Here is a 19,060-nt window from a genome sequence, read left to right as displayed (position 1 = left end):
CATGCGCCGGCGGGACAGGGGAGCCCTACATTTCCGTTCGCCGGTCGAGTTGGTTCGCAGTCAGGGTGACGTCGTCGCCGCAGACGAGCGAGTGCAACTCTCGGGTGCGGTCACACGAGCCGATGCCAGTTTCTCGGCACTTCCGTTCGATGATGATTGCTCGCTCGATGCGATCGTCGCGTACGTCGAACGCGAGCGCGGCACGAAGGTCAACATCACTCCGCTCGAGACGCTGCGGGGGACGTCGACGTGCGGCCTTGTCGTGAGGCGGCACGGGATGCATCACATCTTCTACGTGCCGGAGACCTCGCCGTTGCACCGGTTGCAGTGCGTGCTTCACGAGCTCAGCCACGTTCTCCTCCGCCACGACGAATCGTCGCCGGGCAGCGTCGGCCAACTCGCCCGGTTCGTACCCGACATCCGCCTGGAGCGTGGCGACGCGATCTTCGGTCGGGTCGCCTTTGAAGACGAGACGGAGGTCGAGGCAGAGCGCCTCGCCGATCGTCTCGCAGCCGCGATACGTCGGCCCCGCCGGCATCCGCTCGAGGAGCATTTCGGATGACTCAGGTAGCCGTGACCAGCCTCATGGCGCTGCTGACCGTCGTGCAGTTCATCACCGTGCGCCACCGCCGGAGCCAGAGGATCCTGTACGCGTCCGCACTCATCACGCTCGCGATGTTCCTCAACATCGATGAGGTGTACCTCGCCGTCGACCACATGCTCGGCGAACGCAACCTTACGACCTTCATCTCGGATGGCGCACTCATCACGGGCACGTACTTCCTCTCGGCCGCTGCCATCGTCTCCGTCCGTGGCGTGCAGGATCGCAAGGGCAGATGGCCGGTCTGGTTGCTCGTCGCTGCGGGATGCGTGATGGTCGTGGCGTTCGCCTTCATCGACATGCGGCACTCGTCGACGCGGTTCATGATCGACTTCGGCGGCCAGTGGCCGGCGGCCGTCTACAACTCCGTTCAATTCGTCTATCTCGGTCTCGTGCTGGGATACACCGGCGTCGTGATCCTTCAGAACCGCTCGAGGCTCACTACTCGAGCGAGCTCGATCGGGTTCACGATGTTCGCAGTCGGCTGCGTCGTCGGCATCGCCCTGGTCATCGACGTGATCGGAATGAACCTGTCGCATCTCATGGGATGGTGGGACGCCCTCCGATTCCTGCAGAGTCTCTACAGCCCGATGTTCTTCGTCGTGATGGCGCTACTCTGCACCGGACTCGCGATCCCCGCAGCCGCGCGCTTCGTACTTCGGCACTGGCGCGGCCGGCACACCGCCGCGCTGATCAGACAGCTCGAGCCGTTATGGACGCGGGTCGTCTCGGGCTCGGCCCTCCCGAGCGCGCTCAGCGACGATGACCATGAGATGCAGCTGCATCGGATGGTCGTGGAAATCGAGGACGCTCGGTTCAGGTCCGGGGGAGAACTCCAACTAAGCGAAGACGAGGTGGAGCGCCTTCGCCTCGCCCACGACCACATCGCCATCCCTGATGACCTCTTCCCGATGGCGGCACGATGAGCCGGGCGGCCACGATGGGAGTTACTGCGGCAGCCGGCGCATCCGTGTTCGCCATGGCGGGCGTTGCCGTTGCACGATACGCCGTGCTCGGTCGGCGGCGGCCGATGCGTGCGCTATTTCGTGCCGATGCGGGGACGGTAGTGCTCCCTCGAATGGATGCCACGGTGCAGCCTCGCACGTTCGGCCTTCAGCTCGGGCACCGACTCTTCCGCGTCCAGGAGATCGTGCGGGTGGACGCGGCTGTCGTCGAGCGCCGAGTGGAGCACTGCAACCTCGATGGGGCAGCGGAGGTCTACTTCGTGGGTGACGTCTTCGGCCGGGAGAGCCCGCTCGCACGCTCGGCGATCGCGCAGGCCGGTGAGGTGGAAGGGGTCCCTTTCGTCCACTGGGACGTGGTGCCGGACGACGCGTCGGAGCGCGATGTCTGGTTCGTTCACGTCCACGGGATGGGCGCTGCACCCAGCTCGACGCTTCGATCGGTCGAGTCCGTCCGCGAGGCGGGCTACCCGTCCACGATCGTGTCGCTGGAAGCCAGCGCCGATATCGACAAGCGCGGCCGGGGGATGGCAGTCGAGCACGTTCGTCGGGTGGTCGCAGCGATCGATCATGCGATTCAGCAGGGCGCGACGCGCGTCGTCATGGTCGGCTGGTCGTACGGCGCGCGTCTGGTGCTGGACGCCGCTGACCGCCGGCCAGATGTTGCCGGCGTGGTACTCATCTCTCCGATGTTCGACCTCCTCGAGGTGCTCCGGCTGGTCGCGACCCGACGACGACTTCCGAAGCCTCTTATCGCGGCTGCGGCCAGCGTTCTCTCCACACCGGTGGTGTGTCGGCTGGCCGGGATAGACAGGCCGATCGGCGACGGTCTTGACTTCGCTGCGGCGCCTCGAGCGCTCATCTTCCACTCGCGCGGCGATGCGACGGTCCCGATCGAGATCACTCGATCGGCCGTCGCGGCTTTCGGTGAGGTCGACCTTGTCGAGTTCCCTCCCAGTCCACACACGCTCGAGTGGAACCGCGACCCGGAGCTGTTCGGGCGAAGCATCCTGGCGTGGCTCGAGCAAGCGGGAGCGGCGGAGGTGCTGCATGGGGCGAGGTAGACCGCCGCTGGATCTTGAGAGCTGGGGCCGGGTGCAGCGTCTGGTTCACTACGGCAGCCCGGCCGCCCTCGTGTACTTCCGCGACGCCGACGGGAAGCGCCGACGGATGATCCGGACGGGGCGCACATACGCGGAGGCCGAGCGCAATCTCATGAAGGCGCTCAAGGAGAGGTTGACGCCGACTTACGAGATCCTGACGCGGGAGTCCACGCTCGGTGCGCTCGCCAAGCAGTGGGTCGACGAGATCAAGCGTGAAGAGAAGGCGATCGCCACCATCTCGCGGTACTCGTCGACCATCCGCAGCCACGTGGAACCAAGCGCGGGGCTGCGGCTCTTTGAATGCACCGTCCCTCGGCTCCAGCGGCTCGTCCACGGCGTAGCCGACGGCTCGGGACCCGGGGCGGCACGCATGCTGATCGTCGTGCTGAATGGCATGTTCACCCTTGCGGTGCGGCTTGGCGCCCTCGAGACCAACCCGGCCGCCATGCTGAAGGGCCCCCGGCGACGCCGGAAAGAGGTCGTCGCGCCGACACTCGAGCAGATCCACCTGCTCCGAGAGTTGCTCGCGGCGCACGATCGCCGCGACACGGCGCGGGGCGTGGTCATCCGCGACCTGGGAGACATCGGCGACATACTGATCGCGACCGGTGCGCGCATCGGGGAGGTCTTGGCGCTCCGATGGAGCGACATCGACCTCGAGAACCGCACGCTTACGATCAGGGCCACCATCGTGCGCTCACCAGGTCAGGGAGCCGTCATCCAAGAACGCCCGAAGACCGACTCCTCGACCCGCCGGCTCAAGCTGCCGAGCTTCGCGCTGGACGTGCTCACCAGACGGCGACTCGACGCGTACTGCGAGCTCGCCTTCCCCGCATCGGGCGGCGCCGTTCGCTGGCCCGAGAACATTCGAACCCAGTGGGCTCACGCGGTGCGCGGAACCGAACTCGAGTGGATGACACCGGTGTCCTGTCGCAAGGCGGTCGCGACCTACCTTGAGGCAGCAGAGGACATCGAGGCGGCCAGCGAGCAGCTCGGACACTCCAGCTCACGCATCACCTCGCGGTTCTACGTCCCGGTGAAGATCGACCGCAGCGACTTCTCGTCACGTCTCGACGCCCTCGGTGGCGGTGCGCAAGCCTCCTGAAACCGCTCGCTGCAGCCGACGGCCTTCGGAAATTGTGACTATTAAGTGACTACAAGGGCCGTTTGCAATCGAAAGCGGCGGGCTGCGGAACAGGGAAAACCCCTGATCAGAGCCGATGACGGGAATCGAACCCGCGCTGTCTGCTTGGGAAGCAGAAGTTCTACCATTGAACTACATCGGCATGCGGCATCCGCTCGAGGAGGAGGGCGCCGCGTTGACCATCGTAGCAAGCGTCTCGACACGCTCCGCTACCCGACGACCGGGGCCTCGGTAGGCTGGCTCCGTGCTTCTCTCGGATCGCGACATCAGGGCCGAACTCGATCGCGAACGCATCCGCCTCGAGCCGTACGACCCGGCGATGATCCAGCCTTCGTCGATCGACGTGCGGCTCGACCGGTACTTCCGGTTGTTCGACAACCACAAGTACCCCTTCATCGACCCGGCGGAGGACCAGCCCGAGCTCACGCACCTCATCGACGTGCGGCCCGACGAGCCGTTCATCCTGCACCCGGGTGAGTTCGTGCTGGCGTCGACGTTCGAGGCGGTCACCCTGCCCGACGACGTCGCGGCGCGCCTCGAGGGCAAGAGCTCGCTCGGGCGGCTCGGCCTGCTCACGCACTCGACGGCGGGCTTCATCGACCCGGGCTTCACCGGGCACGTCACGCTCGAGCTCAGCAACGTCGCGACGCTGCCGATCAAGCTGTGGCCGGGCATGAAGATCGGCCAGCTCTGCTTCTTCCGGCTGTCGTCGGCGTCCGAGCGGCCCTACGGCTCGGCCGAGTACTCGTCGCGTTACCAGGGCCAGCGCGGCCCGACCGCGTCGCGGTCGTACCAGAACTTCTCGCGCGCCGACGTGGGGATTACCGACGCCGGGGCGCCGGGCCGCTAGCCTCCGCCCGACCGTCAGGGGCGAACGGATGCCGCATCGGCATCCTGCGCACCCGCGATGCCGAGCGCGTCGACGCCCGCCGGTCCGCCGGTGACGAACGCGGTGATCGCGTCGAGCGTGGCATCCGCACCCAGGACCCGGTTGTGCCCGTGCCCGTCGGTCACGACGAGTCGGGATCGGTCGCCGTGCGCCGCGTGCAGGCGGATCGCCTCGCCGACGGCGACCTCGCGGTCGGTGCGGTCGTGCACGACGAGCAGCGGCATCCGCTCGGGGAGGGGTGCGGCGACGCCGTCGAAGCGGGGCCACGGGTCGGCGAGGTGCGGCAGGACGCGGCGACCGAACCGGAGCGCGAGCGCGTCGGCGCTCGCCGGGCCGATGCCGACCCGGCCGGCGAAGGTGTCGACGAGGGTGCGCGCGGCGGCCATGCCGCCGATCGCGACGACAGCACCCGCAGCGACGCCCTCGGTCACCGCGGTGCGTGCGGCCATGGCGCCGAAGGAGTGGCCGATGATCGTGTGGAACCGGCCGTGGCGCGACTGCATGGCCTCGATCGCGGCGAGCCAGTCGCGGATGTCGGTACGCCGGCCGGCCGAGTCGCCGTTGGCGGGCGCGTCGAATGCGACGAGCCGGAAGCCCTCGGAGCGCAGCTCGCGGATGATCGGCGCGAACTGCGAGGCGCGCCCGCGCCATCCGTGCACGAGGAGGATCGTGTCGGGCCCGCCACCCCACTCGTAGGCGACGAGGTCGCGCCCGCGCACGCGGAGGGTGCTGCGTCGTGCGGCATCGTGGATCGCGCGGTCGGTGGGTCGCACCGGCAGCGGGCTGCCGATGTGCATGAAGAGGGGCAGGGCCAGGCGTGCCGCGGCCTCGGGTGAGACGCGCTCGGCGGCGCGGACGGTCGCGGCGACGGCGAGGAGGGCGCGGGACATGGTGGCTCCGATCCGGCGGGGTCTGCGGCATCCGTTCGATGAATGAATACGAACGATCGTGCGTTGAGTATACGAACGTTCGTGCGTAAACTGCAAGTGATGACCGACCACCTGCTGACGAGCACGACGACGGATGCCGCATCCGCGCCGGGCCACGCCGACGGCCGCCGCCTCCGCGGCGACGCCTCGCGCCGGGTGATCCTCGCCGCAGCGGTCGACCTCGCGTCGGTCGAGGGACTCGACCAGCTCTCGATCGGGCGCATCGCGCAGGCCGCCGGGCTGTCGAAGAGCAATGTCGCGACCCTGTTCGGCACCAAGGAGCGCCTCCAGCTCGCCGCGGTGGAGACCGCGCGCGAGCGGTTCATCGAGACGGTCGTCGAGCCGGCCCGCGCGCATCCGCGGGGCCTCGCCCGCACCCTCGCGCTCGTCGACGGGTGGATCGCGTACTCCCGCGACCGCGTCTTCCCCGGTGGGTGCTTCTTCGCCGAAGCCGCCGCCGACTTCGACGCCAAGCCCGGCGAGGTGCGCGACGCCGTCGCGTCGACCCTCCGCGAATGGGGCGGCTACCTCGCCGCCACCCTGCAACATGCCCGCGACCTCGGCGAGCTCCCCGCGCTCGACGACGCGAAGCAGGCCGCCTTCGAGTTCAGCGCGCTGCTCGAGCTCGCCAACCGCGACTCGCTGCTCACCGGTCGCAACTCGTCGTACCGCCGCGCCCGTTCGGGCATCGCATCGCGGCTGCGCGCCGCGGGCGGCGACCCCGCCGCGATCGACGCGTTCGCCGCCGTCGCCGACGGCTGACGCCGCGCGCGACACCCCGAGCGCGCCGGACGCGAATGGTCGCTCCGGGCGGGCCGTTGCGACGATTCGCGCCCGACGTGAGCCGGGCGGACGGGCGGCGAAGCCGCGGGGCGGGGACGGCCCGGCGCGGGTCAGCCCGCGACGAGGGCGCCGTCGCGCGAGAGCGCGACCTGCTCGTCGCGCGGCACGACCTTCACGCGCTCACGCGTCACCGGACCCTCGAACGCCTCGCCGAGTCCGCGCTCGTGCGCGTCGAGCGCCAGCCAGCCGTTCCAGGTCGTGTAGCGGATGCCGCGAGCCTCGAGCAGCTCGAGCACCTCGCCGCCGTCGGCGGCCTCGACCGCGGGCGCGGCGAGCGCCCCGGACGTCGCATCCGCGACGAGGTTCGTGATGGTCTCGAGCGCGTCGCCCTTCGTGTGGCCGATGAGGCCGACGGGGCCGCGCTTGATCCAGCCCGTGGCGTACACGCCGGGGACCGGCGCGCCCGCGGCATCCGTCACCCGACCGCCCGCGTTGGGGATGACCCGCGCGCGCTCGTCGAACGGCACGCCCGCGACCGGCGAGCTGGCGTACCCGACCGCGCGGTACACGGCCTGCACGGGCACGTCGACGAACTCGCCCGTGCCGGCGACCGAGCCGTCGCCGACCGGGCGGGTCCGCTCGAAGCGCACGCCCTCGACGCGTGCGGTGCCGAGCACCTCGACGGGGGAGTGGAAGAAGTGCAGGTGCAGGCGGCGCGACGCGGTCGGCTGCCAGTCGGCGGGCTTGCGCCATCCGTTCAGGGTTCGGGTCATGACCTTCACCTGGTTGTTCGTCGCGAGCAGGTGGGCGGCGTGCTCGTCGCCCTCGGCGCGCGCGAAGTCGTCGTCGTACACGATGACGTCGACGTCGGGCACCTCGCCGAGCTCGCGCAGCTCGATCGGGGTGAACTTCACCTGCGACGGGCCGCGACGGCCGAACACGTGCACGTCGGTCACCGGCGAGGCGAGCAGCCCCTCGTGCACGTTCGCCGGGATGTCGGTCGAGAGCAGGTCGGCGGGGTGCTTCGCGAGCACGCGCGCGACGTCGAGCGCCACGTTGCCGTTGCCGATCACGGCGATCGACTCGGCCTCGAGCGGCCACTCGCGCGAGACGTCCGGGTGGCCGTCGTACCAGGCGACGAAGTCGGCCGCGCCGTACGAGCCGGGCAGCTCGATGCCCGGGATCTCGAGGGGCGCGTCCTTCAGGGCGCCCGTCGCGAAGATCACGGCGTCGTAGCGCTCGCGCAGCTCGTCGACCGTGACGTCCCGACCCACCTCGACGTTGCCGATGAGGCGGATCGTGCCCTCGTCGAGCATCTCGTGGAGGGAGTTGACGATGCCCTTGATGCGCGGGTGGTCGGGCGCGACGCCGTACCGGATCAAACCGTACGGCGCGGGCAGCGACTCGAACAGGTCGATCGCGACCTGCCCGCCGGCCTCGTCGACCTGGCGGCGCAGGATGTTGCCCGCGTAGATGCCGGCGGGGCCGGCGCCGACGATCGCGACACGGAGGTTGAGGGTCATGGGGTCATGGCCTTTCGAAGGGAGTGCAGGGGCGGTCAGTCGATGGCCGGCGGCGCGGCGAAAGCGGATGTCGCGAGCTCGGCGGGCGCGTACGGGCTGAGCCGCACGACGTCGCCGACCACCACGACGGCGGGCGACCGGACGCCCCGCACCGCCGCCTGGTGGGCGATCGTGTCGAGCGTGCCGATCGTCACTCGTTGGCGAGGGCCGTACCCATCCTCCACGATCGCGACTGGGGATTCGCCGCCACGATCGCCGCGGGCGAGGGTGATCGCCGAGTTCGCGAGCGTGCCGACGCCCATGAGGAGCACCACGGTGTGGTCGCGGCCGCCGCCGAGCTGCTGGATCTGGTCGTGGCCGGTGACGACCGTGAACGTCGTCGCGAGGCCGCGATGCGTGAGCGGGATGCCGGCGATGGCCGGCACCGAGACGGCGCTCGTGATGCCGGGCACGACCTCGACGTCGATGCCGCGCTCGCGGCAGTAGGCGAGCTCCTCGCCGCCGCGCCCGAAGACGTACGGGTCGCCGCCCTTCAGGCGCACCACGCACTTGCCGTCGCGGGCGAGGGAGACGAGCAGCTCGTTGATCGCGTCCTGCGGCACGGCGTGGTGGCCGGGGAGCTTGCCGACGTCGACGATCTCGGCCCGGAGTTCGACGCCGTCGGCGGCGAGGCCGTCGAGCACCGAGCGGGCGCCGAGCCGGTCGGCCACGATCACGTCGGCCTGCTCGAGCGCGCGCAGGCCCCGGATGGTGAGCAGTCCGGCGTCGCCCGGACCCGCGCCGACGAGGAGCACCCGGCCGCTCATGCGCCCGCTCCCGTCAGCCCGCGGCGGCGCAGCAGCCCGCGCTCGATCGGCGCGAACACCAGCAGCTCGATGACGACGCCGATCGCGAGGATGACGAGGATCGTGCCGAGCGCGCCCGCGAGGTCGGCGAGGTCGCGGCTCTGCTGCAGCATCGACCCCAGGCCGAAGCCGATCGTGCCGCCGAACGCGATGATCTCGGCGGCCATGAGCGAGCGCCACGAGAACGCCCATCCCTGGCGGAGGCCCGCCAGGTAGCCGGGGAGCGCCGCGGGCACGACGACCGCGGTGGCGAGCTGCCAGCGCGAGGCCCCGAGCACCGTGCCGACCCGGCGCAGCTGCGGGGGCACCTGGTCGATGCCCGCGACGAGCCCGTTGGCGATGGATGGCACGGCGCCCATGAGCACGACGAAGTACACCGTGGCATCCGTCAGCCCGAACCAGATGATCGCGGCCGGCACCCACGCGACCGACGGCAGCACCTGCAGGCCCGACAACAGCGGCTGGAACGCGCGACGCAGCAGCCGCGACTCGGCGAGCAGCAAGCCGAGCGGCGTGCCGATCGCGACCGCGATGAGGAAGCCGAGGACGCCGCGCTCGAGGCTCGTCGTCACCGCGAGCTGCAGGCGACCGGACTCCCACGCCTGGCCGAGTGCGGCGGCCACGTCGAGCGGGCCGGGGGAGAGGTCGGGGCGCGGCTGCGCGATGACGGTGTACGCCTGCCACGCCGCGATGAGCAGCGCGAGGAGCACGATCGGCGGCAGTGCGCCGTCGACGAGGCGTCGCCACCACGGGCGCGCCGTGCGCACCTCGGTCTGCAGGGCGTCGAGCCCGCGCAGGTCGGCGTCGAGCGAGTCGGTCGTGTTCGTGGGTCGAGTAGGACCCGAAGGGACCGTATCGAGACCGAGGATGGTGGTGGTCTCGGTACGCGCCTTCGGGGCTCCTCGACCACCGGGGTCCTCCGACGTCACTCGACCACCGGGGTCCTCCGACGCCACTCGACCATCGGACAGCAGCTCAGGCATTGCGGCGGATCTCCCTTCGCAGGTGCTCGGTGATCTCGATCGAGAGCGTGCCGACCTGCGGCGACTCGATGCGCCGCGGGCCCTCGTCGGCGATCTGCCACTCGCGCACGATCCGCCCCGGACGGCTCGACATGAGCAGCACGCGCTGGCCGAGGCGCACGGCTTCGCGCACGTTGTGGGTGACGAACACGATCGTCCGGCCGGTCTCGCGCCAGACCCGCTGGAGTTCCTCGTGCAGCAGGTCGCGCGTGATGGCGTCGAGGGCCGCGAACGGCTCGTCCATGAGGAGCACCGGGCGCTCCTGCGCGAGCGCCCGGGCGAGGGCCACGCGTTGGCGCATCCCGCCCGACAGTTCGTGCGGGCGCTTCTCCGCGGCATCCGCGAGGTTCACGACGTCGAGCAGCTCGAGGGCGCGGGCCCGGCGGGACGGGGCGGACAGCCCCGACCCGCCGAGCCGGAGCGCGAGCTCGACATTGCGCCGGGCGGTGAGCCACGGCAGCAGCGACGCGTCCTGGAACATGACCGCGGCGCCGCCGTCGGCGACCTCGACCGCGCCGGCCGTCGGCTTCTCGAGGCCGGCGACGATCGAGAGCAGCGTCGACTTGCCGCAGCCCGACGCGCCGAGCAGGCACGTGAACTCGCCCGGCGCGACCTCGAGGTCGATGCCGTCGAGCACGACCGGTCCGTCGTGGGCGTATCGCTTGCCGAGGCCCGTGAGGCGGATGGCGGGGGCGGGGGCCCCGACCGGGTCGGCCTCGGTACGCGCCTTCGGTGCGACTCGAGCAGCGGTGATGGTGGACACGACTACTCCGTCCCGAGCCCGGCCGCGCTCACGGGGTCGTCGCCGGCCGCCTCGAGCACGGCGTTCAGTGCCGAGAGGTCGAAGAGCCCGTCGATGTCGCCCGCCTTCGCGGTGCCTGCCGCGACGCCGTCCTCCAGCAGCTGGGCGAACGTGTCGGCGTGCGGGTCGAAGGTGAACTCGACGTGCTCGAGCGCCCGGTCGATGACCGCGTCCGAGAGGCCCTTGCCGGCATCCGCTTCGAGGCGCGCGTTGATCACGTCGGCTGCGGCATCCGGGTTCTCATCGAGCCAGTCGACGGATGCCACGTGGCCGGCGACGAGTGCGCGGACCGTCTCCGGGTGCTCGGCGAGGAAGTCCGCGCGCACGAGCAGCACGGTCGTCGGGAAGTCGCCGTCCTCCCAGAGGTCGGCCTCGTCGACGAGCACCTCCGCGCCCGCGTCGACGACGAGACGCGACACCCACGGCTCGGGCAGCCACGCGCCGTCGAGGTCGCCCGCCTGGAAGAGCGTGAGCGTCTGCGCGTTGTCGGTCGGCGAGATGGTCACGTCGCCGCCGCCCGTGGTCGAGGTCTCGTAGCCCTCCTCGGCGAGCCAGGTGCGCAGCGCGACATCCTGCGTGTTGCCGAGCTGCGGCGTGGCCAGGTTGGTGCCCGCGAGGTCGTCGGCGCCATCGATGCCCGGCTGCACGACGAGCGCCGCACCGCCGCTGGCGGCGCCGGCGACGATGCGGGCCGACTGGCCGGCCGAGGCGACGAACGTGTTGATGGCAGGGTTCGGGCCGATGTACGTCGCGTCGATCGCGCCGGCCGATAGCGCCTCGATCGCGGCCGGACCGGCGTTGAACACCTGCGTGGAGAGCTCGGTGTCGCCGAGCGCGTCCTCGATGAGGCCCTCCTCGAGCCCCACGAGTGCGGGGGCATGCGTCACGTTCGCGAAGTAGCCCAGGCGCAGCTCCTCGGCGGGCGTGCCGGTTGCCTCGGCGGCGGGCGCCTCGGGTTGGGTGTCGGCACCCGACGCGGGGGTGGCCGCGCATCCCGACAGGGTGGCGGTCGTGAGAATGGTGCCGGCGAGCATCATGCCGGCGAGGTCTCCGAGACGGGTCGAGCGGATGGCGCGTGGTGCGGTCATGCTGGTCCTCCTTCGGTGACGATGCCGGCGGCGAGGGTCGCGCCGTCGTGCGGATGGATGACGAGGAACGCCCCCGCCCGGCGATGTGCGGCGTACGGCTCGACGGCGAGGTCCGCCGCGAGCTTCAGCCGCACGAGTCCGATGTCGTTCGTCTCGAGCGCCGCGGTCGGCTCGGTCTCGAGCGTGTCGAGGTCGAGGCGCCCCCGGATGTCGCTGACGAGCGCCTGCACGGTCGACGTGCCGTGCTTCACGAGCACCCGGCTGCCCGGCGTGAGCGGCCGACCGTCGAGCTGGAACACGTCGGCCTCGAGCTCGCGCCGGGGCTTCGGCAGCGACCCGGCCGCCGCGATGACGGCACCGCGTGCGGCGTCGACGGGGTCGGCCAGGCGCAGCGAGACCGAGAGCGGGGCGGATGCCGCCTCGACGGCCACCGGTCCGCGGTCGATGCCGGTGACGGTGGTCGTGACGCCGGCCGGGAACACCTCGACCACGTCGCCGACGCGGACGGTGCCCGACTCGATGCGGCCCGCGAAGGCGCGGTAGTCGCGGAAGTCGTCCGCCGCCGGTGGTCGAGTAGCACCGAAGGCGCGTACCGAGGCCTCCGAGCCGCTCCGACCATCGATGAGCTCGGGCGACAGCGCGCCCTGCGGACGGATCACGAGCTGCACCGGCAGGCGCAGCGCCTCGAGATCCGTCTCGAGCTCGTCGATCGTCGAGAGCGTCTCGAGCAGTTCGAGCAGGCTCGGGCCGTCGTACCAGGGCGTGTTCGCCGAGCGCTCGACGATGTTGTCGCCCGCGAGCGCCGAGACCGGCACCACGTGCGCGTCGGGCAGGCCGAGGTCGCGGGCCAGCCCCGCGACATCCGCCGCCACCTGCTCGAACGCGGCGCGGTCGTAGCCGACGAGGTCGATCTTGTTCACCGCGACGATCACGTGCGGCACGCGCAGCAGCTGCACGACCGCGAGGTGGCGGCGGGTCTGCTCGAGCACGCCGTTGCGCACGTCGACGAGCACGACGACGGCGTCGGCGGTGGCCGCGCCCGTGACCATGTTGCGCGTGTACTGCACGTGGCCGGGGCAGTCGGCGAGGATGAACGACCGGCGACCGGTCGAGAAGTACCGGTAGGCGACGTCGATCGTGATGCCCTGCTCGCGCTCGGCGCGCAGGCCGTCGGTGAGCAGGGCGAAGTCGATCGCGCCGGGCTCACCGCCGAAGCCGCGCTCGGCCGAGGTGCGCGCGACCGACTCGAGCTGGTCGGCGAGGATCGCCTTCGAGTCGTGCAGGAGCCGGCCGACGAGCGTCGACTTGCCGTCGTCGACCGAGCCGGCGGTCGCGAACCGGAACAGGGATCCTTCCGGTGATCGAGTAGCGCCCGGCGCAGCCGGACGCGTACCGAGATCTGGCGTCGTCGTGGTCTCGATACGCTCGCTGGCGCTCGCTACTCGACCACCGGTGTGGTCGCTGGCGCTCGCTACTCGACCACCGGTGTGGTCGCTGGCGCTCGCTACTCGACCGCCGGTGTGCTCGCTCATCAGAAGTACCCGTCCTTCTTGCGGTCCTCCATGGCCGCCTCCGAGAGACGGTCGTCGGCGCGGGTCGCACCGCGCTCGGTGAGGGTGGAAGCCGCGACCTCGCGCACGATGTCCGACACCGTCGCGGCGTCCGACACCACGGCCCCGGTGCAGCTGAGGTCGCCGACGGTGCGGTACCGCACGGTGCGCCGCTCGACGGTCTCGCCGGCACGCGGCGGGGACACGTCGCTCACCGCGAGCCACATGCCGTCGCGCGCATACACGTCGCGCTCGTGCGCGAAGTACAGCGGCGGCAGGGCGATCCGCTCGCGCTCGATGTAGCGCCACACGTCGAGCTCGGTCCAGTTCGAGATGGGGAACGCTCGCACGTGCTGGCCGACGGTGTGCCGGCCGTTGTAGAGGCTCCAGAGCTCGGGGCGCTGGTTGCGCGGGTCCCACTGGCCGAACTCGTCGCGCAGCGAGATGATCCGCTCCTTGGCGCGCGCCTTGTCCTCGTCGCGGCGGGCACCGCCGAAGACCGCGTCGTGCCTCCCGGCGGCGATCGCGTCGAGCAGCGGCTGGGTCTGCAGCGGATTGCGCGTGCCATCCGCTCGCTCCTGGAGACGGCCGTCGTCGAGGTAGTCCTGCACCGAGGCGACCTCGAGCCGGATGCCGAGCCGATCGACGGTCTCGTCGCGGAACCGCAGCACCTCGGGGAAGTTGTGACCCGTGTCGACGTGCAGCACCGGGAACGGCACCTTCGCGGGCCAGAACGCCTTGGTGGCGAGGTGCAGCACGACCACGGAGTCCTTGCCGCCGGAGAACAGCAGCACGGGCCGTTCGAACTCGGCGACGACCTCGCGGATGACGTGGATGGCCTCGGCCTCAAGCGTGTCGAGCGCGTCGAGCGCGCCGGTGGTCGAGGAGGACGCGCCAGCGCCCGTATCGGTGGTCGAGTAGGACGCGCCAGCGCCCGTATCGAGACCCTGCCCGAGGGTGGCGGTCTCGATACGCGCCTCCGGTGCTACTCGACCACCGGACGAGTTCGCGTTCGTGTCGGTCATAGGTGCAACCCGCATTCCGTCTTGGCGAGGCCGGCCCAGCGGCCCGACCTCGGGTCCTCGCCCGCGGCGACGGGCTTCGTGCACGGCTCGCAGCCGATCGAGGGGTAGCCGTGCGACATGAGCAGGTTCACCGGCACGGCGTTGGCGCTCGCGTAGTCGAGCAGGTCGTCGAAGGTCCAGGCCGCGACGGGGTTCACCTTCACGAGCCCGTTCCGCTCGTCGTATGTGACGAGCGGCGTGAGCGCCCGGGTCGGCGCCTCCTCACGGCGCACTCCCGTGAACCACACCTCGTACCCGCCGAGCGCGCGCTGGAGCGGCTCGACCTTGCGGCGCGCGCAGCAGAGGCCGGGGTCGCGGGTGAACAGCTCCGCGCCGAACTCGGCGTCCTGCTCGGCGACGGTCTGCTCGGGCCGGACGTCGACGACGCGCACGTCGAGGGCGCGCGCGACCTCGTCGCGGGTCACGTGGGTCTCGGCGAAGTGGTAGCCGGTGTCGAGGAACAGCACGTCGACCCCGGGCAGCTGCTGTGCCACCAGGTGGGGGAGTGCGGCGTCGGCCATCGAGCAGGCCACGGCCGCGGCATCCGTGGCGAAGTTCGCGGCGACCCAGGCGACGACGTCGGCGGCGGATGCCTCGTGGTCGGTGAGGCTGCCGAGCGCGGCGTTGCCGGCCTCGGTGAGGGCGCGCAGCTCGTCGGCCGAGCGCAACCCCGCTGGTCGAGTAGGACGCGAAGCGCCCGTATCGAGACCTCGCACACGGGTGGTCTCGGTACGCGCCTTCGGCGCTGCTCGGCCACCGAGCCCGACGTTCTGGGCGCTCATCGCAGCGCCTCCTCGTCGGCGCGGTGCGCCCACTGGGTGAACGTCTCGCCGGCGTCCGCGTCGCGCTCGTCGAGGAAGCGCGTGACGACCCGCTCGACGTAGTCGGCGATGCCGTCGGCCGTGACCTTGAGGCCGCGCACCGTCCGGCCGAGGCCGGCCTCGTCGCGGTCCTGCGAGGCGAGCCCGCCGCCGAGGTGCACCTGGTAGCCCGGAACCTGCTCGCCGTCGATCGTGACGAGCTGGCCCTTGAGGCCGATGTCGGCGGTCTGGATGCGCGCGCACGAGTTCGGGCATCCGTTCACGTGCAGCGCGATCGGGTGCGGGAGGTCGAAGGCGTCGAGGCGTTCCTCGAGCTCGAGCACGGCCGCGGTCGCGTACGCCTTCGTCTCGACGATGGCGAGCTTGCAGAACTCGATGCCCGTGCACGCGATCGTGCCGCGGCGGATGAGGCTCGGCCGGGCCTGAAGCCCGAGCTCGTCGAGCCCCGCGATGAGCGACTCGACTTGGGTCTCGGGGATGTCGAGGATGACGACCTTCTGGTGCGGCGTGGTGCGCAGTCGGGTCGACCCGTGCGCCTCGACGAGATCGGCGAGCTTCGTGAGCGTCGGACCCGAGACGCGACCCACGATCGGCGTCGCGCCGACGTAGTAGCGGCCGTCCTTCTGGCGGTGCACGCCGACGTGGTCGCCGGGCGTCGTGGGCGTGGGCGCGGCGGGTCCGTCGGGCAGCGCGGCGCCGAGGTACTCGGTCTCGAGGACCGACCGGAAGCGCTCGACGCCCCAGTCGGCGAGGAGGAACTTCAGGCGCGCCTTGTTGCGCAGGCGGCGGTAGCCGTAGTCGCGGAAGATCTGGGCGACGCCGTGCCACACGTCGGCCACGAGCGCCGGCGCCACGAACACGCCGAGGCGCTCGGCGAGGCGCGGCGCGGTCGACAGGCCGCCGCCGACCCACAGGTCGTACCCGACCCCGAGCGTCGGGTGCTCGACGGCCACGAACGCGACGTCGTTGATCTCGTGCACGACGTCCTGGCTGGGGTGCCCGGTGATGGCCGACTTGAACTTGCGGGGCAGGTTCGCGAGCGACTCGTCGCCGATGAACCGCGACGTGATCTCGTCGATCTGCGGCGTCGGGTCGATGAGCTCGTCGGCGGCGATGCCGGCGACGGGCGAGCCGAGGATGACGCGGGGCACGTCGCCGCACGCCTCGGTGGTGCCGAGCCCGACGGCCTCGAGCCGGCGCCAGATCTCGGGTACGTCCTCGACGCGGATCCAGTGCAGCTGCACGTTCTGCCGGTCGGTGAGGTCGGCGGTGTCGCGCCCGAACTCGGTCGAGATGCCGCCGATGACGCGCAGCTGCTCGGTCGTGAGCTGCCCGCCGTCGATGCGGACGCGCAGCATGAAGTACTCGTCCTCGAGCTCGTGCGGCTCGAGCGTGGCCGTGCGCCCGCCGTCGATGCCGGGCTTGCGCTGCGTGTACAGCCCCCACCAGCGGAAGCGCCCGTGCAGGTCGGTCGGATCGATCGACGCGAAGCCGCCGTCGGCGTAGATCGTCTCGATCCGCTCGCGCACGCTCAGGCCGCCGTCGGCCTGCTTCCACTCCTCGTTGGCGTTGAGCGGGGCGGTGCCGTCGACCTTCCACTGCCCGTTCGGCTTGGCCGAGGGGCGGGGCGTGCGGATGTCGCGAGCCGGGCGCTCGGCGCGCGGCGCCCGCGGCGCGGCATCCGTCGTCTCGATCGTCACGGTTCCCTCCTGTCCGCACCCCGTCCGGGGCACGTGGTTGACGAAGGTACGGGGGGTCGAGCGGATGCCGGAAGGCCGCCCCGTCACGTTCGGTCACCCCGTGTCGCACGGCGTCACATGCCGTCGCAGACGGTCACGCGGACGCCGACGCGGGAGCGCGTTGACCTCGCGCCGACCCGGGGGGAGGATGCCGACATGGAGACGCCCGGGGACGCCGCCGACCGCCACGCGGGCAATCTCTTCGGCCTGCTCACCTCGCCGCTCGTGGCCGGACTGATCGTGTTCCTCGGCACCGCGTGGTGGACGTGCGAGGGATTCGTCTCGTCGGCCGACAACGGGTGGCGGCTGTCCGCGGTCGACCCGGCGCTGCTCGGGTCCGGCGGCGTGATCGGCGGGGCGCCGTCGTGCGAGCGGGTCATCCCCATGGTCGGCGACGACGCCTCGGCGTGGCTGGTCGCGCTGCTCGTCGCGGGCCTCGGCTACGTCGTCGTCTTCATCGCGCTGGTACTCCGCAACGGCGGTCGCCGCGCCGCCTGACCCGCGAGGATGGGATGGTGATGCATCCCGATCAGCTCGAGGTCGACGTCTCGACGGCGCGCACGCTGATCGCCGCCCAGTTCCCGCACTGGCGGCACCTCGAGGTCACTCGCGTCGACGGAAGCGGCACCGTGAACGCGATCTTCCGGATCGGCGACGAGCTCACGGGTCGCTTCCCGCTGCTGGCGTCCGAACCGAAGGCCGCGCGCGCTGCGCTCGAGCAGGAGGCCGGGGCGCTCGCGGAATTCGCGTCGGTGTGCCCGTTCGCGGCCCCGCGTCCGGTCGCGATCGGTGCTCCGGACGCCGAGTTCCCGATGCCGTGGACGGTGCAGACCTGGGTGCCGGGAGAGGTCGCCACCCCGATCGGCTCGGCGAACTCGCTCGGCATGGCGGAGGACCTCGCCGCGTTGATCCGGGCGCTGCGCCGCGCACCCGTGCGAGGCCGACGGTTCCGGGGACAGGGCCGTGGAGGCGTGCTCTCCGATCACGACGAGTGGGTGCAGCACTGCCTGGCGCAGGTCGGGCCGCTCATGGACGCGGAGCCGTTGCGGGCGATGTGGAAGGAGTTCCGCTCGCTCCCGTCCTCCGGGCCGGACGTCATGACGCACAGCGACCTCACGCCCTGGAACCTCCTCGTCGACGGCGGACGGCTCCGCGGCGTCCTGGACGCGGGCTGGTTCGGCCCGGCGGACCCCGCCCTCGACCTGGTGTGCGCGTGGCACGTCCTCGATGCACCCGCGCGCACCGTGCTTCGGGAGGCCGTCGGCGCCGATGACGTCGAGTGGGCTCGCGGCGCCGCGTGGGCGTTCGAGCAGGCACTGGGCCTGGTCTGGTACTACCGCGCCACGAACCCGCCGATGGCGTGGCTCGGCGACGTGACGCTGGCGCGGCTCCTGGCCGCACGCGAGTCCGGCGAAGGGTAGCCCGCAGCGGGTGGTGCCCGCCTAGCCCAGTGACCGAGCGGATGCCGCGTAGCGGTCGAGCACGATCTCGACGAGCTCGGACGGCGCGGGCTCATCGGGCACGAGGAGCGGGGCTGCCGTGACCTCCGCCCCCGCGGCACGGGCGAGGTCGTCGAAGGAGCCGGGCGCGAGCAGGTAGTTCGCCACGATCACGCGCGCGTCGCGGCCCGCGCCAGCACGTGCGGCCGCGACCGCGTCGGGCAGCCGCGGCTCGGCCGCCGAGAGGAAGCCGACCGCGACCTCGCGCCCCGCCGCGGCGCTCAGGCGCCGTGCCTGCTCGACGCAGTCGTCGACGGCGCGCCGGTCGCTCGACCCGGCGACGGCGAGCACGATGCGGTCGTCGTCGCGCAGGCCCGCCTCGCGCAGCCGGCGCAGCAGCACGCTCGCGAGCCGGTCGTCGGGCCCGAGCGCGCCCGCGAGCACGACGGGCCGGGAGGTCTCCTCCTCGACCGCGTCGGTGAGGTCGACGTACACGTGGTACCCCGCCGAGAGCAGCAGCGGCACGACCACGGCGGGCTCGCCGTCGGCGAGGGAGGCCAGGGTCGCGGGCACGTCGGGCTGCTCGACGTCGACGTGGCCGAGCCGCACGGTCGGCGTGGCATCCGGATGGCGCTGCGCCACCGCCTCGGCGACCGCGTCGTGCAGGCCGCGCACCGCGCGCCGCCCTTCGGGGGACGACGTCCCGTGCGAGATACCGACGAGTGCGGGGGGCTGGGCGGTCATCCCCTCATGTTC

General features: G+C 71.6%; 19 protein-coding genes and 1 tRNA gene. 8 read left to right on the top strand and 12 right to left on the bottom strand.

Going from position 1 to position 19,060, the window contains the following annotated elements:
• The first annotated feature begins 1 nt into the window (after position 1).
• The 4 genes from AVP42_RS12745 (at position 2) to AVP42_RS12730 (ending at position 3,771) form a co-directional block, all read left to right on the top strand.
• Entirely contained in the window at positions 2-562 is a 561-nt protein-coding gene (locus AVP42_RS12745; RefSeq protein WP_067949581.1) for a hypothetical protein, read from the top strand.
• Between the two features lie 113 nt (positions 563-675).
• Positions 676-1,527: a hypothetical protein gene (locus AVP42_RS12740; protein WP_157356834.1), complete on the top strand. Its 852-nt coding sequence runs from the start codon at positions 676-678 to the stop codon at positions 1,525-1,527.
• A gap of 152 nt (positions 1,528-1,679) precedes the next feature.
• On the top strand, positions 1,680-2,627 hold the full coding sequence (locus AVP42_RS16475) for a S9 family peptidase (RefSeq protein ID WP_067949578.1): 948 nt from the start codon (positions 1,680-1,682) through the stop codon (positions 2,625-2,627).
• Positions 2,628-2,658: 31 nt separating this feature from the next.
• Positions 2,659-3,771: a site-specific integrase gene (locus AVP42_RS12730; RefSeq protein ID WP_067949576.1), complete on the top strand. Its 1,113-nt coding sequence runs from the start codon at positions 2,659-2,661 to the stop codon at positions 3,769-3,771.
• A gap of 110 nt (positions 3,772-3,881) precedes the next feature.
• On the opposite strand, the gene AVP42_RS12725 is transcribed toward AVP42_RS12730, so the two are convergent.
• Positions 3,882-3,952 (bottom strand) — tRNA-Gly (locus AVP42_RS12725).
• Between the two features lie 102 nt (positions 3,953-4,054).
• On the opposite strand from AVP42_RS12725, the gene dcd reads away from it, so the two are divergent.
• On the top strand, positions 4,055-4,660 hold the full coding sequence (gene dcd, locus AVP42_RS12720) for a dCTP deaminase (protein ID WP_067949573.1): 606 nt from the start codon (positions 4,055-4,057) through the stop codon (positions 4,658-4,660).
• A gap of 14 nt (positions 4,661-4,674) precedes the next feature.
• Here dcd and AVP42_RS12715 read toward each other — a convergent pair whose 3' ends face one another.
• A complete protein-coding gene (locus AVP42_RS12715) occupies positions 4,675-5,589 on the bottom strand; it encodes an alpha/beta hydrolase (RefSeq protein ID WP_067949571.1) in 915 nt (304 codons plus the stop codon).
• Positions 5,590-5,688: 99 nt separating this feature from the next.
• Between AVP42_RS12715 and AVP42_RS12710 the strand changes: the two genes are divergently transcribed.
• Positions 5,689-6,390 carry a TetR/AcrR family transcriptional regulator gene (locus AVP42_RS12710; RefSeq protein WP_067949569.1) on the top strand — a complete coding sequence of 234 codons (702 nt, stop codon included), beginning with the start codon at positions 5,689-5,691 and terminating at the stop codon, positions 6,388-6,390.
• Positions 6,391-6,521: 131 nt separating this feature from the next.
• Here the strand turns inward: AVP42_RS12710 and AVP42_RS12705 are convergent, their stop codons facing one another.
• The 9 genes from AVP42_RS12705 to AVP42_RS12665 form a co-directional block, all read right to left on the bottom strand.
• The gene (locus AVP42_RS12705; protein ID WP_067949560.1) at positions 6,522-7,934 is read right to left on the bottom strand and encodes an FAD-dependent oxidoreductase; all 1,413 of its coding nucleotides are present in this window, start codon (positions 7,932-7,934) and stop codon (positions 6,522-6,524) included.
• 35 nt (positions 7,935-7,969) lie between these two features.
• Positions 7,970-8,740, bottom strand: coding sequence for a uroporphyrinogen-III C-methyltransferase (cobA, locus tag AVP42_RS12700; RefSeq protein WP_067949558.1), 771 nt, complete (start codon positions 8,738-8,740; stop codon positions 7,970-7,972).
• The gene (locus AVP42_RS12695; protein ID WP_082847243.1) at positions 8,737-9,762 is read right to left on the bottom strand and encodes an ABC transporter permease; all 1,026 of its coding nucleotides are present in this window, start codon (positions 9,760-9,762) and stop codon (positions 8,737-8,739) included. Before AVP42_RS12695 ends, cobA begins: the two co-directional genes overlap by 4 nt.
• Positions 9,755-10,486, bottom strand: coding sequence for an ABC transporter ATP-binding protein (locus tag AVP42_RS12690; RefSeq protein WP_067949826.1), 732 nt, complete (start codon positions 10,484-10,486; stop codon positions 9,755-9,757). Before AVP42_RS12690 ends, AVP42_RS12695 begins: the two co-directional genes overlap by 8 nt.
• A gap of 80 nt (positions 10,487-10,566) precedes the next feature.
• Positions 10,567-11,691, bottom strand: a complete 1,125-nt coding sequence (locus AVP42_RS12685; RefSeq protein WP_231878621.1) for an ABC transporter substrate-binding protein — start codon at positions 11,689-11,691, stop codon at positions 10,567-10,569.
• Positions 11,688-13,223, bottom strand: coding sequence for a sulfate adenylyltransferase subunit 1 (locus AVP42_RS12680; protein WP_082847241.1), 1,536 nt, complete (start codon positions 13,221-13,223; stop codon positions 11,688-11,690). The genes AVP42_RS12685 and AVP42_RS12680 overlap by 4 nt, the downstream gene beginning before the upstream one ends.
• The gene (gene cysD, locus AVP42_RS12675; protein WP_082847240.1) at positions 13,223-14,266 is read right to left on the bottom strand and encodes a sulfate adenylyltransferase subunit CysD; all 1,044 of its coding nucleotides are present in this window, start codon (positions 14,264-14,266) and stop codon (positions 13,223-13,225) included. Before cysD ends, AVP42_RS12680 begins: the two co-directional genes overlap by 1 nt.
• A complete protein-coding gene (locus AVP42_RS12670) occupies positions 14,263-15,087 on the bottom strand; it encodes a phosphoadenylyl-sulfate reductase (protein WP_082847239.1) in 825 nt (274 codons plus the stop codon). The genes cysD and AVP42_RS12670 overlap by 4 nt, the downstream gene beginning before the upstream one ends.
• On the bottom strand, positions 15,084-16,826 hold the full coding sequence (locus tag AVP42_RS12665; protein WP_082847238.1) for a nitrite/sulfite reductase: 1,743 nt from the start codon (positions 16,824-16,826) through the stop codon (positions 15,084-15,086). The genes AVP42_RS12670 and AVP42_RS12665 overlap by 4 nt, the downstream gene beginning before the upstream one ends.
• Positions 16,827-17,021: 195 nt before the next feature.
• Here AVP42_RS12665 and AVP42_RS12660 point away from each other — a divergent pair, with 195 nt between their 5' ends.
• Both AVP42_RS12660 and AVP42_RS12655 read left to right on the top strand, forming a co-directional pair.
• Complete coding sequence (locus tag AVP42_RS12660) at positions 17,022-17,363, top strand: hypothetical protein (protein ID WP_067949557.1); 342 nt, start codon at positions 17,022-17,024, stop codon at positions 17,361-17,363.
• 20 nt (positions 17,364-17,383) lie between these two features.
• Entirely contained in the window at positions 17,384-18,286 is a 903-nt protein-coding gene (locus tag AVP42_RS12655) for a phosphotransferase (protein ID WP_197467026.1), read from the top strand.
• A gap of 21 nt (positions 18,287-18,307) precedes the next feature.
• Here the strand turns inward: AVP42_RS12655 and AVP42_RS12650 are convergent, their stop codons facing one another.
• Positions 18,308-19,048, bottom strand: coding sequence for a sirohydrochlorin chelatase (locus AVP42_RS12650; protein WP_067949553.1), 741 nt, complete (start codon positions 19,046-19,048; stop codon positions 18,308-18,310).
• Positions 19,049-19,060 lie beyond the last annotated feature (12 nt).

Origin of the sequence: Agromyces sp. NDB4Y10 (assembly GCF_001620055.1) — a bacterium.
Classification (GTDB): Bacteria; Actinomycetota; Actinomycetes; order Actinomycetales; family Microbacteriaceae; genus Agromyces; species Agromyces indicus.
This window is presented reverse-complemented; position numbering and strand designations above follow the sequence as displayed.

Bases quoted from the DNA above. Each gene is read 5' to 3' on its own strand.
- AVP42_RS12695 (WP_082847243.1), bottom strand. From the start codon at position 9,762: ATGCCTGAGCTGCTGTCCGATGGTCGAGTGGCGTCGGAGGACCCCGGT.
- AVP42_RS12650 (WP_067949553.1), bottom strand. From the start codon at position 19,048: ATGACCGCCCAGCCCCCCGCACTCGTCGGTATCTCGCACGGGACGTCG.
- AVP42_RS12705 (WP_067949560.1), bottom strand. From the start codon at position 7,934: ATGACCCTCAACCTCCGTGTCGCGATCGTCGGCGCCGGCCCCGCCGGC.
- AVP42_RS12685 (WP_231878621.1), bottom strand. From the start codon at position 11,691: ATGACCGCACCACGCGCCATCCGCTCGACCCGTCTCGGAGACCTCGCC.
- AVP42_RS12670 (WP_082847239.1), bottom strand. From the start codon at position 15,087: ATGAGCGCCCAGAACGTCGGGCTCGGTGGCCGAGCAGCGCCGAAGGCG.
- AVP42_RS12740 (WP_157356834.1), top strand. From the start codon at position 676: ATGTTCCTCAACATCGATGAGGTGTACCTCGCCGTCGACCACATGCTC.
- AVP42_RS12745 (WP_067949581.1), top strand. From the start codon at position 2: ATGCGCCGGCGGGACAGGGGAGCCCTACATTTCCGTTCGCCGGTCGAG.
- AVP42_RS12710 (WP_067949569.1), top strand. From the start codon at position 5,689: ATGACCGACCACCTGCTGACGAGCACGACGACGGATGCCGCATCCGCG.
- AVP42_RS16475 (WP_067949578.1), top strand. From the start codon at position 1,680: ATGGATGCCACGGTGCAGCCTCGCACGTTCGGCCTTCAGCTCGGGCAC.
- cysD (WP_082847240.1), bottom strand. From the start codon at position 14,266: ATGACCGACACGAACGCGAACTCGTCCGGTGGTCGAGTAGCACCGGAG.
- cobA (WP_067949558.1), bottom strand. From the start codon at position 8,740: ATGAGCGGCCGGGTGCTCCTCGTCGGCGCGGGTCCGGGCGACGCCGGA.
- AVP42_RS12680 (WP_082847241.1), bottom strand. From the start codon at position 13,223: ATGAGCGAGCACACCGGCGGTCGAGTAGCGAGCGCCAGCGACCACACC.
- AVP42_RS12655 (WP_197467026.1), top strand. From the start codon at position 17,384: ATGCATCCCGATCAGCTCGAGGTCGACGTCTCGACGGCGCGCACGCTG.
- AVP42_RS12715 (WP_067949571.1), bottom strand. From the start codon at position 5,589: ATGTCCCGCGCCCTCCTCGCCGTCGCCGCGACCGTCCGCGCCGCCGAG.
- AVP42_RS12660 (WP_067949557.1), top strand. From the start codon at position 17,022: ATGGAGACGCCCGGGGACGCCGCCGACCGCCACGCGGGCAATCTCTTC.